The organism is Pseudomonas trivialis (assembly GCF_036864995.1).
Classification (GTDB): Bacteria; Pseudomonadota; Gammaproteobacteria; order Pseudomonadales; family Pseudomonadaceae; genus Aquipseudomonas; species Aquipseudomonas trivialis.
This window is the reverse complement of record NZ_CP142151.1, coordinates 4,954,096-4,967,525: the sequence shown is the minus strand read 5'-3', so window position 1 is coordinate 4,967,525 and position 13,430 is coordinate 4,954,096. Positions and strand designations below refer to the sequence as shown.

The following is a 13,430-nucleotide window of genomic DNA, read 5'->3' as shown; positions in this document are numbered from 1 at the left end:
GGGGATTGGCTTTGCTTTAGGTGGGAGGGAGCAAGCCCCCTCCACCTGTTAAAACAGCTTCAGGGGTTCTTCGTTGAGCGCCGACAGCTGCTCGCGCAACGCCAGCACCTGATCGCCCCAATAACGCTCGCTGCCGAACCACGGGAAACTGTGGGGGAACGCCGGGTCGTCCCAGCGCCGGGCCAGCCAGGCGCTGTAGTGCATCAGGCGCAGGGCGCGCAGCGGTTCGATCAGCGCCAGTTCGCGCGGGTCGAAGTCATGGAATTCCTGATAGCCATCCATCAATTCCGACAATTGCCCCAGGCATTCCTGTCGATCACCGGCGAGCATCATCCACAGGTCCTGCACCGCCGGGCCCATGCGGCAGTCGTCCAGGTCGACGATGTGGAACATTTCGTCACGGCACATCATGTTGCCGGGGTGGCAATCGCCGTGCATGCGGATGTTCTTGTGCGGCGTGGCCTTGTACACCTCTTCCACGCGCTTGAGCAGGTCGCGGGCGACCGACTCGTAGGCGGGCAGCAGGCTTTTGGGGATGAAGTTGCCTTCGAGCAGGGTGGTGAGGGAGTCGTGGCCGAAGTTCTTCACACCCAGGGCTTCGCGGTGTTCGAACGGGCGGGTTGAGCCCACCGCATGCAAGCGGCCGAGCAGTTGCCCAAGGCGGTGCAGTTGATCAAGGTTGCCCGGCTCCGGCGCGCGGCCACCCCGGCGTGGAAACAGCGTGAAGCGGAACCCGGCGTGTTCGAACAGGCTTTCGCCGTTGTGGATCATCGGCGCAACCACCGGGACGTCGCACTCGGCCAGCTCGAAGGTGAAGCGGTGTTCCTCGAGGATCGCCTCGCTGGTCCAGCGCTGCGGCCGATAGAACTTGGCGATCAGCGGCTCGCTGTCTTCGATGCCCACCTGATACACGCGGTTTTCGTAGCTGTTGAGCGCCAGCACGCGCGCATCGCTAAGGAAACCGATGCTTTCGACGGCGTCGAGGACCAGGTCGGGGGTGAGCGTTTCAAACGGGTGGGCCATGCGAACTCCTGCGCGCAGCAGGGCGCCGCGTCGGGCCTCGTATGGTAGCGCACCGGGACTGGGATAGGTGGTTGTCTGTGGCGACACCTCTGTGGCGAGCTCGCCACAGAGGTGTCGCCACAGGGTTTTTGGGTTGGCTGAAATCAAGGTAGGCGGCTGTAGCGGTCAGGCGCCGACAATGCCCCCATCGTCGCGCCGGATCGCGACCACGGAGGACCGCGGCTTGCCATTGGGCAGATGCTCCGGCCAGGTCGAGCCGCCGGTTTCGCCTGGATGCTGGATCCCCACGAACAGTGTCTTCTGATCCGGCGAAAAGCTGATGCCCGTCACCTCGCATGCCACCGGCCCGACCATGAAGCGCCGGATCTCGCCGGTACTCGGGTCGGCGCAGAGCATCTGGTTATTGCCCATGCCGGCAAAATCGCCGGCATTGCTGTAGTCACCATCGGTGAGGATCCACAAGCGCCCGGCCTTGTCGAACCCCAGGCCATCGGGGCTGTTGAACATGTTCTGCGGGTTGATGTTGGACGAACCGCCCTTGGGCTGGCCGGCGTGCACGCCGGGGTTGCCGGCTACCACAAACAGGTCCCAGCTGAATGTGCTGCTGCCATGGTTATCGGCGTCGGCCTTCCAGCGCAGGATCTGGCCATACACGTTTTTCTCGCGCGGGTTGGGCCCGCCCACCGGCTGGCCGTCTTCGCCGCGCTTGGCGTTGTTGGTGAGGGTGCAGTAGACCTGGCCGTCCGTGGGGCTCACCACGATCCATTCCGGGCGATCCATGCGCGTAGCCTTGACGATGCTGGCGGCCAGGCGTGCGTGGATCAGCACTTCGGCCTGGCTGGCAAACCCGGTGCTGGCGTCGATGCCGTTTTTACCGTGGGTCAGCTCGACCCATTGGCCCTTGCCCCTTGGATGATCCGCATCGCCATCGCCCGCGTCGAAGATCGCCACGTACAAGGTGCCGTGGTCGAGCAGGTCTCTGTTGGCCTTGGGGTTATCGTGGATGATCGGGTCGCGGCTGATGAATTTGTAGATGAATTCGCCGCGCTCGTCGTCGCCCATATACACCACGGCGCGGCCATCGCGGGTTTCGGCCAGGGCCGCGTTTTCGTGCTTGAAGCGGCCCAGGGCAGTGCGCTTGACCGGGGTGGATTGCGGGTCGAACGGGTCGATCTCCACCACCCAGCCGTGGCGATTGAGTTCGTTGGGGTTTTTAGCCATGTCGAAACGCGGGTCATGGGGGTGCCAGTTGATCTCTTTGCTGGCGGCAACCACGCCGTAGCGTTTTTGCGCGGCATCGAAGCTCTGCTGCGGGTTGCTGCTGCCGAAACAGTCGGTGAAGTTTTCTTCGCAGGTCAGGTACGTGCCCCACGGAGTCTTGCCGTTGGCGCAGTTCTGGAAGGTGCCGAGGACTTTTTTGCCGGTGTTGTCGGCGCTGGTTTTCAGCCAGGCGTGGCCGGCGGCGGGGCCGCTCAGGCGGATCGGCGAATTGCCGTGGATGCGTCGGTTGTAGCGCGAGTCCTGAACGAACTGCCAAGTGTCGCCGCTGCGCCGTACCTCGATCACCGACACGCCTTCGCTGGCCAAGGCCTTGCGCACGTCTTCGGCCGACTGCGGCGCGCCGCCGTGGGCGTAGAGGTAGCGGTAGTTGGTGTACTCGTTGTTGATCGCCAGCAGCGCGCGGTTGTCGTCGCCGGGAAAGGCGAACAGGCTCATGCCGTCGTTGTTGTCGCCGAACTGCTGTTCCTGGGCCTTGGCGCTGCCGTTGCCGGACGCGTCGAACGCCGGCGCGTGCCTGCTCAGCGGCTGGCCCCAACTGATCAGCACCGAAGCGCTGTAACCCGGCGGCAGGGTGATGGTGTCGCGGGTATCGGCGGCGATGCCGGCAAAGCCCAGCAGCGGGCTGGCGGAGGCGGCGTTGACCGCGAGGGCGCTGCGGCTGAGCAGGTTGCCGCCGAGGAACATCGCGGCCCCACACAGGGCGCCGGCGCCGATAAAGCGGCGACGGGTGAGGCCCACCATTTGCTCAAGGTCGGTGGCTTGGTTTTCTTCTAATAGGTTCATTGCAGGCTCCCAGCGGTTTTTGCAGACACCTTAAGGAGCACGCGTGACGAAATTGTTGCAGGTTGAAGACGGTCAGCGCCTACGCGGGCGTGCCGAGCAGGACATTGCCGGGCGCGAACTGCACTTGGATCGGCTGGCCTTCGACGGCATCAAGGGCCTTGAGCGCGGCGGGCTGCGCCAGCGCGCACAACACCGGGCCATTGGGCAGGATGATGCGCACTTCGCTGGGGCCGCCGTCGGCGTCGAGAATCGTGTCGATTTTGCCGCTCAGGCAATTGTGTCCAGGTGTTGCGGCGTGGTCCGTTGCCAACAGTTCCAGCCAACCGGCCTTGATCAGGGCCACCACTTCCATGCCTGGCTCCAGCTCCAGCCGTTGTGTGCTGTCGTGGGTGATGCGCGCGTCGAGGGTCAGCCCGCCGGGCAGTTCCAGGCGGATCAGGTCGTTACGGCCCTGGGCCTGGATAGCGATGACCTGGCCGTGCAACTGGTTGCGCGCGCTGGTGCGCAACATCAAGCGTCCCAGCAGGTTGAAGTCGCGGGCGGCCTCGTCCGAACCGAGCACTTCGGCCTGCAAGGCCTGCAAGCGCTGATAGAGGCGCAACACGCGCTCGCCTTCAAGCGTCAGCCTGGCGCCGCCACCGCCCTTGCCGCCGACGCTGCGTTCCACCAACGGCTTTTGCGCGAGGTTATTGAGTTCATCAATTGCGTCCCAGGCGGCCTTGTAACTTAAGCCGGCCGCTTTGGCGGCGCGGGTGATGGAGCCCTGCTCGGCAATGTGCCCGAGCAGGGCAATGCGTTGCGGACGGCGGATGATGTGCTGGCTGAGGGGGGTGGGCAGAGACATGGGCACACACTGCAGTGGGATGAGCGGACGTTGCCGCCGTGGCGCATGAGAGTCAAGCTCCGGGCTTGGGCGTGCGGGCCAGGCAGTACACGTCGACCTGGCGTGCGCCTGCGCCCATCAACAGCCGCGCCAGGCTGTGGGCGGTGGCGCCGGTGGTGAGGACGTCGTCCACCAGCGCCAGGTGACGGCCTTGCACCTGGGCGCCGGGGGCCAGGGTGAAGGCGCGCAGCAGATTGCGTTTGCGGGTTTTGGCGTCGAGGTCCTGCTGGGCCACGGTCTCGAAGGGCCGCAGCAGCAGGTAGGGGTCGCAGGGGATGTCGAGATCGCTGCTGAGCCAGCGCGCCAGCATCAGCGCCTGGTTGTAGCCGCGCTCGCGCAGGCGCCTGGGCGCCATGGGCACCGGCAGCAGGCAGTCGGGGCGCGTGAGTCCGGTGGTGTCGAAGCGGTGCTGCAGATAGACCCCGAGCAAGCGCCCCAGCATGTGCCCGAGGGGCCAGCGGGCCTGGTGCTTGAAGCGGCTGATCAGGGTGTCGACGGGAAAGCTGAAGGTCCAGGGCGCGATCACTTGTTTAAATGCAGGCGGTTGCGTGTGGCATTGGCCGCATATCAGGCCGTCCATCGGCAGGGGCAGGGCGCAGACTTCGCACGCGTCCATCAGCCAGGGCAGCTCGGTTTCGCAGGCGTTGCACACACAATCGATGGATTGGGTCGCTTCATCGCAGACTAAACAGGTTTGGTTGTTTTTTAGCCAGATGTAAACTTCGTGTTTGAGGTTAAGTTGACAGTGCATGAATCTTCCTTAAATATGCCGAGCATCCGTGTCGTGCCTGTGGGTATTGCCCTTCCCGCAGCGTCTGCCCAAGCATAATCAAGGAATCGCCCATGAGCGCCAGCCTCACTGCCACTCTTCGTCACGACTGGTCTTTGGCCGAAGTCAAAGCACTGTTCGTGCAGCCGTTCAATGACCTGTTGTTCCAGGCGCAGACCGTGCACCGTGCGCATTTCGACGCCAACCGCGTGCAGGTGTCGACCCTGCTGTCGATCAAAACCGGCGCCTGCCCGGAAGATTGCAAATATTGTCCGCAGTCGGGCCACTACAACACCGGCCTGGAAAAAGAAAAGCTGATGGAAGTGCAGAAGGTCCTCGAAGAGGCCGCCCGCGCCAAGGCGATCGGGTCGACCCGCTTCTGCATGGGCGCGGCGTGGAAACACCCGTCTGCCAAGGACATGCCTTACGTGCTGGAGATGGTCAAGGGCGTAAAGGCCATGGGTCTGGAAACCTGCATGACCCTCGGCCGTCTCGATCAGGACCAGACCGAAGCGCTGGCCCAGGCCGGCCTCGATTACTACAACCACAACCTGGATACGTCGCCGGAGTTCTACGGCAGCATCATCACCACCCGCACCTACGGCGAGCGCCTGCAAACCCTGGCCTACGTGCGCGATTCGGGGATGAAAATCTGTTCCGGCGGCATCCTCGGCATGGGCGAGTCCCTCGACGACCGCGCCAACCTGCTGATCCAGCTGGCCAACCTGCCGGAGCATCCGGAGTCGGTGCCGATCAACATGCTGGTGAAAGTGGCCGGCACACCGCTGGAAAACGCCGAGGACATCGACCCGTTCGATTTCATCCGCATGCTCGCCGTGGCCCGCATCCTGATGCCGCAGTCCCATGTGCGGCTGTCGGCCGGCCGTGAGGCGATGAACGAGCAGATGCAGGCGCTGGCGTTTTTTGCCGGTGCCAACTCGATCTTCTACGGCGACAAGCTGCTGACCACCGCCAACCCGCAGGCGGACAAGGACATGCAGCTGTTCTCGCGCCTGGGGATTTTGCCGGAGGCCCGTGAAGAGCACGCCGATGAGGTGCACCAGGCGGCGATTGAGCAGGCGCTGGTGGAGCACAAGAGCAGCGAGCAGTTCTATAACGCTGCTGTTTGATTGATTGAAATGAGAGACCAGTGTGGGAGGGGGCTTGCTCCCGATGAGGGCGTGTCAGTCGGTACATGCATTGACTGATACACCGCTATCGGGAGCAAGCTCCCTCCCACAGTTTTGGCCGAGTTGAATCTGATAAACCGAGGCCTAATGTCCTTCGATCTTGCCGCGCGCCTTGCTGCCCGCCGTGCCGAACACCTTTACCGCCAGCGCCCGTTGCTGCAGAGCCCGCAAGGGCCGCAGGTGGTTGTCGACAGTCAGCCGTTGCTTGCCTTTTGCAACAACGACTACCTGGGTCTGGCCAATCACCCGCAGGTGATCGAAGCCTGGCGCGCCGGTGCATCGCGCTGGGGCGTGGGCGGAGGCGCTTCGCACCTGGTGGTGGGCCATGCCACGCCGCACCATGAACTGGAAGAAGCGCTGGCCGACCTTACTGGTCGCCCACGCGCGCTGTTGTTTACCACCGGCTACATGGCCAACCTCGGCGCGGTCACGGCGTTGGTGGGGCAGGGCGATACAGTGCTTGAGGACCGTCTCAACCATGCCTCGCTGCTGGATGCCGGTCTGTTGTCCGGCGCGCGCTTCAATCGCTACCTGCACAACGATGCCCAGAGCCTGACCAAGCGCCTGGAGAAAGCCACCGGCAATACGCTGGTGGTCACCGATGGCGTGTTCAGCATGGACGGCGACTTGGCCGACCTGCCAGCGCTGGCCCGTGCAACCCGCGCCAAAGGTGCCTGGTTGATGGTGGACGACGCCCATGGCTTTGGTCCGCTGGGCGCCACTGGTGGTGGCATCGTTGAGCATTTCGGCTTGAGCCAGGAGGACGTGCCGGTGCTGGTCGGCACCCTGGGCAAGGCGTTCGGTACCGCAGGCGCGTTTGTGGCGGGCAGTGAGGAACTGATCGAAAGCCTGATCCAGTTCGCCCGGCCGTATATCTACACCACCAGCCAACCCCCGGCGCTGGCCTGCGCCACGCTTAAAAGCCTTGAGCTGCTGCGCACCGAGCATTGGCGGCGTGAGCACCTCAACGGGCTGATCCGCCAGTTCCGCCGGGGCGCCGAGCAGATGGGCCTGGCGCTGATGGACAGTTTCACGCCGATCCAGCCGATCCTGATTGGCGACAGCGCCAAGGCCATGCGCCTGTCGCAGCGGCTGCGCGAGCGCGGCATCATGGTGACCGCCATTCGCCCACCCACCGTGCCCGCCGGCAGCGCCCGGTTGCGCGTGACGTTGACGGCAGCCCACAGCGAGGCGCAGGTGCAACAGCTGCTGAATGCATTGGAGGCGTGTTTCTGCCTGGAAGCCGAGCATGCGTGACCACCTGATTCTGCTGCCCGGCTGGGGCCTTGGCGTGTCGCCGCTGGAACCGCTGGCCGACGCCCTGCGGGGCCTGAACGCCCATCTGCAGGTACAGGTCGAGCCGCTGCCGACGCTGGCGTCCAGCAACCTCGACGAATGGCTGGACGAACTCGATGCCACGCTGCCGGACAACGCTTGGCTGGGCGGCTGGTCCCTGGGCGGCATGCTCGCCTCGGAACTGGCGGCGCGGCGCGGTGAGCGCTGCTGCGGCCTGCTGACGCTGGCGAGCAACCCGTGTTTTGTCGCCCACGACGGCTGGCCTCACGGCATGCCCGTCGAGACGTTCGATGCGTTTCTCGCTGGCTGCCACGCCGACTCCCAGGTCACCCTCAAGCGCTTTGGCCTGTTGTGTGCCAAGGGCTGCGCGGATCCTCGCGGGTTGTCGCGCTTGTTGGTCAGCGGCGCGCCGCATAGTGCCCCCGGTGCGCTGATGCCGGGCCTGGAGCTGCTCGCCCAAATGGACACCCGCGCCGCCCTGCAGGGGTTTCGCGGGCCGCAGTTGCATCTGTTTGCCGGCCTTGACGAACTGGTGCCCGCCGAAGCCGCCGGCCAATTGCTGGCGTTGCTCCCCGATGTGGAAATCGGCCTGATTGAACAGGCCGGTCACGCTTTTTCTGGAGGACCCCCACGGTGTCGCGGCGGCCATCCAGGCTTTTTTACACGAGTGCGTTGATGACTGATCTCTCCCATCCTGCCTTGCCGGGCGCGTTGCCGGACAAGCGCCAGGTCGCGGCCTCTTTTTCCCGCGCCGCAGCCAGCTACGACAGCGTGGCCGAGCTGCAGCGTGCGGTAGGGCATGCGCTGCTGGCCCGTGTGCCGTCTGCCTGCGCGTCACAACACTGGCTGGACATGGGCTGCGGCACCGGCTATTTCAGCCGTGTGCTGGGCGAGCGGTGGCCTGCCAGCGAAGGCGTCGCGCTGGACATTGCCCAAGGCATGCTCAATCACGCGCGGCCGCTGGGTGGCGCCTCTCACTTTATCGCTGGTGATGCCGAACGCTTGCCGCTCAAGGCTGACAGCGTGCAGCTGCTCTTCTCCAGCCTTGCGGTGCAATGGTGTGGCAATTTCGAGGCGGTGCTCGGTGAGGCATCGCGCGTGCTGCAACCGGGCGGTGTGCTGGCGTTTTCCAGCTTATGCGTGGGCACGCTTGATGAGCTGCGCGAAAGCTGGCGCGCGGCCGATGGTATGGTTCATGTGAATCGCTTCCGCCCGTTCGAAGCCTATCAACGCTTGTGTGCGGCCAGCGGCTTGCGGGTGGTGAGCCTGGAGCGGCGCCCCCATGTATTGCACTACCCGGATGTGCGCAGCCTGACCCACGAACTGAAGGCCCTGGGGGCACATAACCTGAACCCGGGCCGTCCGGGCGGCCTGACCGGCCGCGCGCGGATGGTTGCGCTGGTGGACGCTTATGAGCAGTTTCGTCAGGCCCCTGGCCTGCCAGCCACTTATCAAGTGGTGTACGCCGTACTGGAGAAACCTCGATGAGCGCTGCGTATTTCATCACCGGCACCGACACCGATGTCGGCAAGACCACCGTCGCCGCCGACCTGCTGCATGCCGCGCGCCGGGCCGGTAAAAGCACCGCTGCGGGCAAGCCGGTGGCGTCGGGTTGTGAGGTCACGGACGAAGGCTTGCGCAATGCCGATGCCCTGGCGTTGCTGGCCGAATGTTCCGTGCCGCTGAGCTATGCCGAGGTCAACCCGGTGGCTTTCGAGCCGGCCATCGCGCCGCATCTGGCAGCGCGCGAGGCGGGTGTGGCATTGACGGTGCCGTCGTTGCTCGGGCCGATGCAGCAAATCCTTGCGCGACAGGCGGATTTCACCTTGATCGAAGGCGCGGGCGGCTGGCGCGTACCCCTGGCGGACCAGGAAAGCCTCTCGGACCTGGCCATGGCGCTCAAGCTGCCGGTGATTCTGGTGGTGGGCGTGCGTCTTGGCTGCATCAGCCATGCGCTGCTGACGGCCGAAGCAATTGCGCGGGACGGTTTGACGCTGGCGGGGTGGGTGGCCAATATCATCGACCCGGCGACCTCCCGTCTGGAAGAAAACCTCGCCACCCTGGCCGAGCGCCTGCCGGCGCCTTGCCTGGGACGCGTGCCGAAACTCACGCACGCCGGGGCTGAAGCGGTCGCCAGCTACCTGCATCTGCACCAGCTTGACTGATTTTGGCTATCGACAGGCATTGTGCCATTAGTGTTTTTAGCGGGCCTTTTGCCAGGTTGTCTGCTTCAATTCAGCTTCATGATTCTCTAAAGGCAGGCCTACGCCATGGAAATCTCTGGAAGCAGCGCGTTTTACTCGGGACTGAGCAGCATTCAGACCGGGCAAAGCCGTGTCGACCAGGCCGCCGGCAAGATCGCCAGCGCCGCCGCCACTCAGCCTTCGGCCGCGCAAAGCGACCGTCTGCAAGCCAACGACCGTGCCCAGGCAACCAATTCGGCGAGCAACATGGTTGAAATGGCCCAGGGTAAATTTCAAGTAGAGTTGGGCGTCAAAGTCGCCAAGGCCTCGGATGAAATGCTGGGCAGCCTGATCGACACTTACGCCTAGTCGTTGAACAGCTGAGAGGGGGCTTGCTCCCGATAGCGGTGGGTCAGTCACTGGATGTACGACTGATGTATCGCCATCGGGAGCAAGCCCCCTCTTACATTTGGCGCGGTTTTATCCTGATCATCTCTACACTCAATTTGACGCAGTGGCTTTGCGTGCGCTTTGTTGTGCCTGGCCCTTAGGTGCGTCAAGACAAACGGTGCCCGGACGACCCTTGACAACCCCAGGTCGTAAACGTATGTTTCAAACACCTGTTTGACCGCCCTGGCACTTCCGCGCGGTTTGTTCATCCCAGATTTATCAGCAGAGGTTTATCGCTATGCCTGACTACAAGGCCCCCTTGCGTGATATTCGCTTCGTTCGTGACGAACTGCTCGGCTATGAAGCGCACTATCAAAGCCTGCCGGCTTGCCAGGACGCTACGCCGGACATGGTTGACGCCATCCTCGAAGAAGGCGCCAAGTTCTGTGAGCAGGTGCTGGCCCCGCTGAACCGCGTAGGCGACATCGAAGGCTGCACCTGGAGCGAGTCAGGCGTTAAGACCCCGACCGGTTTCAAGCAAGCCTACAAGCAGTTCGTCGAAGGCGGCTGGCCGAGCCTGGCCCACGATGTGGAGCACGGTGGCCAGGGCCTGCCGGAATCCCTGGGCCTGGCGGTGAGCGAAATGGTTGGCGAGGCCAACTGGTCGTGGGGCATGTACCCGGGCCTGTCCCATGGTGCGATGAACACCATCTCCGAGCACGGCACTCCCGAGCAGCAAGAGGCTTACCTGACCAAACTGGTGTCGGGCGAGTGGACCGGCACCATGTGCCTGACCGAGCCGCATTGCGGCACCGACCTGGGCATGCTGCGCACCAAGGCCGAGCCTCAGGCCGATGGTTCGTACAAAGTCTCGGGCACCAAGATCTTCATCTCGGCCGGTGAACACGACATGGCCGACAACATCGTCCACATCGTACTGGCCCGCCTGCCGGACGCACCGGCCGGCACCAAAGGCATCTCGCTGTTTATCGTGCCCAAGTTCATTCCAGATGCAGACGGCGCCATCGGCGCGCGCAACGCAGTGAGCTGTGGCTCCCTGGAACACAAGATGGGCATCCACGGCAACGCCACCTGCGTGATGAACTTCGACGCGGCCACCGGTTACCTGATCGGCCCGGCGAACAAAGGCCTGAACTGCATGTTCACCTTTATGAACACCGCTCGCCTGGGCACCGCGCTGCAAGGCCTGGCCCACGCCGAAATCGGCTTCCAGGGTGGCTTGAAATACGCCCGTGATCGCCTGCAGATGCGTTCCCTCACCGGCCCGAAAGCGCCGGAAAAGGCTGCCGACCCGATCATCGTGCACCCCGACGTGCGCCGCATGCTGCTGACCATGAAAGCCTTCGCCGAAGGCAACCGCGCGATGGTGTACTTCACCGCCAAGCAGGTCGACATCGTTAAATACGGCACCGACGACGAAGCCAAAAAACAGGCTGACGGCCTGCTGGCCTTCATGACGCCGATCGCCAAGGCGTTCATGACCGAAGTCGGTTTTGAATCGGCCAACCACGGCGTGCAGATCTACGGCGGCCACGGCTTTATCGCCGAGTGGGGCATGGAGCAGAACGTGCGCGACAGCCGCATTTCGATGCTGTACGAAGGCACCACCGGTATCCAGGCGCTGGACCTGCTCGGCCGTAAAGTGCTGATGACCCAGGGCGAAGCGCTCAAGGGCTTCACCAAGATCGTGCACAAGTTCTGCCAGGCCAACGAAGGTGTTGAGGCGGTGCAAGAGTTCGTGACGCCGCTGGCGGCGCTGAACAAGGAGTGGGGCGAGTTGACCATGAAGGTCGGCATGGCCGCGATGAAAGACCGTGAAGAAGTCGGCGCCGCTTCGGTGGACTACTTGATGTATTCCGGTTACGCGTGCCTGGCCTACTTCTGGGCCGACATGGCGCGAGTGGCGGCTGAGAAACTGGCGGCCGGCACCAGCGACGAGGCGTTCTACACCGCCAAGCTGCAGACCGCGCGCTTCTACTTCCAGCGCATCCTGCCGCGTACCCGTACCCACGTGGCCACCATGCTGTCGGGCGCCAACAACCTGATGGACATGAAAGAAGAACACTTCGGCCTGGCTTACTAAGCCTTCGAAGTGTTCTGAAACCGCCGCCCTCAGGGGCGGCGGTTTTTTTGTGGGAGGAAACAAGCCCCCTCCACATTCGATTGATGTTGAACACAAAAGTACGGAGTCGCGCTCAGGGATTGGGACCTTCTGCCGTTAAAGTGATGGCAATTTGATGCGTGCGCCGCAGAGTGTGATTAACTGTCGCCGCCGTGTCTCGATGCCATCCTCCATTTGCGGGTCGGAGCTCAACCCTTGTCACGCGTGTCCGCAGTGCGCTTCAGTCACTTTCTGCCCTCATTGCTGCTGTTGCTGGCGGGGCTTTCGGCTGCGTACCTGAAGGACCTCAATGTGTTCTTCACTTCGCTGTTCAACGTGCTGCCGACCCTGGTGCTGCTGCTGGGCGGCGCGTACTGCGCGGTTTATCGCCGCCAGCGCGAGCTGTTCCTGATGATCACCGTGTACATCGTGTATTTCCTGCTCGACACCCAGACCGACTTCTACCGTGACAACGGCCGCGTGCGCGCAGACGCGGCGGTGGTGTTTCATCTGTGTTGCCTGTTGCTGCCGTTGCTGTTCAGCATTTACGCGCTGTGGCAGGAAAAGACCCACCTGTTTCGCGATTTCATCGCACGCTGCGCAGTGTTGCTGGCGCTGGGCAGCGTTGCGCTGGCGCTTGAACAGCGTTATCCCCAGGGGCTGCTGGACTGGCTGGCGGAGATTCGCTGGCCAATGCTGCATGGCACCTGGATGAGCCTGATCCAGTTGGCGTACCCGATGTTCCTGGTGGGCTTCGTCACCCTGGCCGCCCAGTACTGGTATCAGCCGCGCCCCTTGCATGCAGCGCAACTGGTGGGGTTGCTGGGGCTGTTCTGGATGCTGCCGCAAACGTTCATCCTGCCGTTTACCCTGAACATCATGTGCAGTCAGGTGATGCTGATGATCGCAGCCGGCGTCGCACATGAGGCCTATCAGATGGCGTTTCGCGATGAACTGACCGGCCTGCCGGGGCGCCGCGCGCTGAACGAGCGCATGCAGCGCCTGGGGCGCAACTATGTGCTGGCAATGACCGACGTCGATCACTTCAAGCGCTTCAACGACACCCACGGGCACGATGTGGGCGACCAGGTGCTGCGCCTGGTGGCGAGCAAGCTGTCGAAGGTCAACGGCGGCGGGCGAGCCTATCGCTACGGCGGTGAAGAATTCGCCGTGGTGTTTGCCGGCAAGACCCTGGACGAGTGCTTGCCGCACCTGGAGGAAATTCGCGAGATCGTCGCCCATTACGACATCAAGCTGCGCAACCCTGATCGGCCCAACGACGATCAACAGGGCCGCCAGCGCCGCGCGGACAGCGGCGCGTCGAGTGTGTCGGTGACCGTCAGCATCGGCGTGGCCGAACGCCAGGCCGAGCAACGCACGCCCGAAGAAGTGCTCAAATCCGCCGACCAGGCGCTGTACGCGGCCAAGGGCGCCGGGCGTAACTGCGTGGTGGCGGCCGGGCAGAACCGGCGCGGCGCGGTACGCATGGAGCGCGCTGCGGGTTGAGTAA

11 protein-coding genes and 1 pseudogene are annotated in these 13,430 nt (G+C 63.7%); 8 read left to right on the top strand and 4 right to left on the bottom strand.

Going from position 1 to position 13,430, the window contains the following annotated elements; translation table 11 throughout:
• Window positions 1–48 precede the first annotated feature (48 nt).
• From VRB54_RS22010 to VRB54_RS21995, 4 genes are all read right to left on the bottom strand, one after another.
• Window positions 49–1,023, bottom strand: a complete 975-nt coding sequence (locus tag VRB54_RS22010; protein ID WP_209985616.1) for a serine/threonine protein kinase — start codon at window positions 1,021–1,023, stop codon at window positions 49–51.
• Window positions 1,024–1,188: 165 nt separating this feature from the next.
• Complete coding sequence (locus VRB54_RS22005) at window positions 1,189–3,087, bottom strand: PhoX family phosphatase (RefSeq protein WP_338478737.1); 1,899 nt, start codon at window positions 3,085–3,087, stop codon at window positions 1,189–1,191.
• A gap of 79 nt (window positions 3,088–3,166) precedes the next feature.
• Complete coding sequence (locus tag VRB54_RS22000) at window positions 3,167–3,931, bottom strand: TOBE domain-containing protein (protein ID WP_338478736.1); 765 nt, start codon at window positions 3,929–3,931, stop codon at window positions 3,167–3,169.
• Between the two features lie 52 nt (window positions 3,932–3,983).
• A complete protein-coding gene (locus VRB54_RS21995; RefSeq protein ID WP_338478735.1) occupies window positions 3,984–4,721 on the bottom strand; it encodes a ComF family protein in 738 nt (245 codons plus the stop codon).
• A 92-nt stretch (window positions 4,722–4,813) separates the two neighbouring features.
• Here VRB54_RS21995 and bioB point away from each other — a divergent pair, with 92 nt between their 5' ends.
• The 8 genes and pseudogenes from bioB (at window position 4,814) to VRB54_RS21955 (ending at window position 13,426) form a co-directional block, all read left to right on the top strand.
• Window positions 4,814–5,869 carry a biotin synthase BioB gene (bioB, locus tag VRB54_RS21990; RefSeq protein ID WP_003232664.1) on the top strand — a complete coding sequence of 352 codons (1,056 nt, stop codon included), beginning with the start codon at window positions 4,814–4,816 and terminating at the stop codon, window positions 5,867–5,869.
• A 147-nt stretch (window positions 5,870–6,016) separates the two neighbouring features.
• Window positions 6,017–7,186: an 8-amino-7-oxononanoate synthase gene (gene bioF, locus VRB54_RS21985; protein ID WP_338478734.1), complete on the top strand. Its 1,170-nt coding sequence runs from the start codon at window positions 6,017–6,019 to the stop codon at window positions 7,184–7,186.
• Window positions 7,179–7,908 (top strand): annotated as a pseudogene (locus tag VRB54_RS21980) (alpha/beta fold hydrolase). The gene bioF and the pseudogene VRB54_RS21980 overlap by 8 nt, the downstream one beginning before the upstream one ends.
• Window positions 7,901–8,713 (top strand): malonyl-ACP O-methyltransferase BioC, encoded by an 813-nt coding sequence (bioC, locus tag VRB54_RS21975; protein WP_338478733.1) that lies wholly within the window; start codon window positions 7,901–7,903, stop codon window positions 8,711–8,713. The pseudogene VRB54_RS21980 and the gene bioC overlap by 8 nt, the downstream one beginning before the upstream one ends.
• Complete coding sequence (gene bioD / locus VRB54_RS21970) at window positions 8,710–9,390, top strand: dethiobiotin synthase (RefSeq protein WP_338478732.1); 681 nt, start codon at window positions 8,710–8,712, stop codon at window positions 9,388–9,390. Before bioC ends, bioD begins: the two co-directional genes overlap by 4 nt.
• Before the next feature lie 105 nt (window positions 9,391–9,495).
• Window positions 9,496–9,777, top strand: coding sequence for a pyrroloquinoline quinone biosynthesis protein PqqE (locus VRB54_RS21965; protein WP_338478731.1), 282 nt, complete (start codon window positions 9,496–9,498; stop codon window positions 9,775–9,777).
• A 319-nt stretch (window positions 9,778–10,096) separates the two neighbouring features.
• A complete protein-coding gene (locus VRB54_RS21960; RefSeq protein WP_338478730.1) occupies window positions 10,097–11,902 on the top strand; it encodes a phenylacyl-CoA dehydrogenase in 1,806 nt (601 codons plus the stop codon).
• Between the two features lie 234 nt (window positions 11,903–12,136).
• Window positions 12,137–13,426: a GGDEF domain-containing protein gene (locus tag VRB54_RS21955; RefSeq protein ID WP_209985581.1), complete on the top strand. Its 1,290-nt coding sequence runs from the start codon at window positions 12,137–12,139 to the stop codon at window positions 13,424–13,426.
• Window positions 13,427–13,430: the final 4 nt, after the last annotated feature.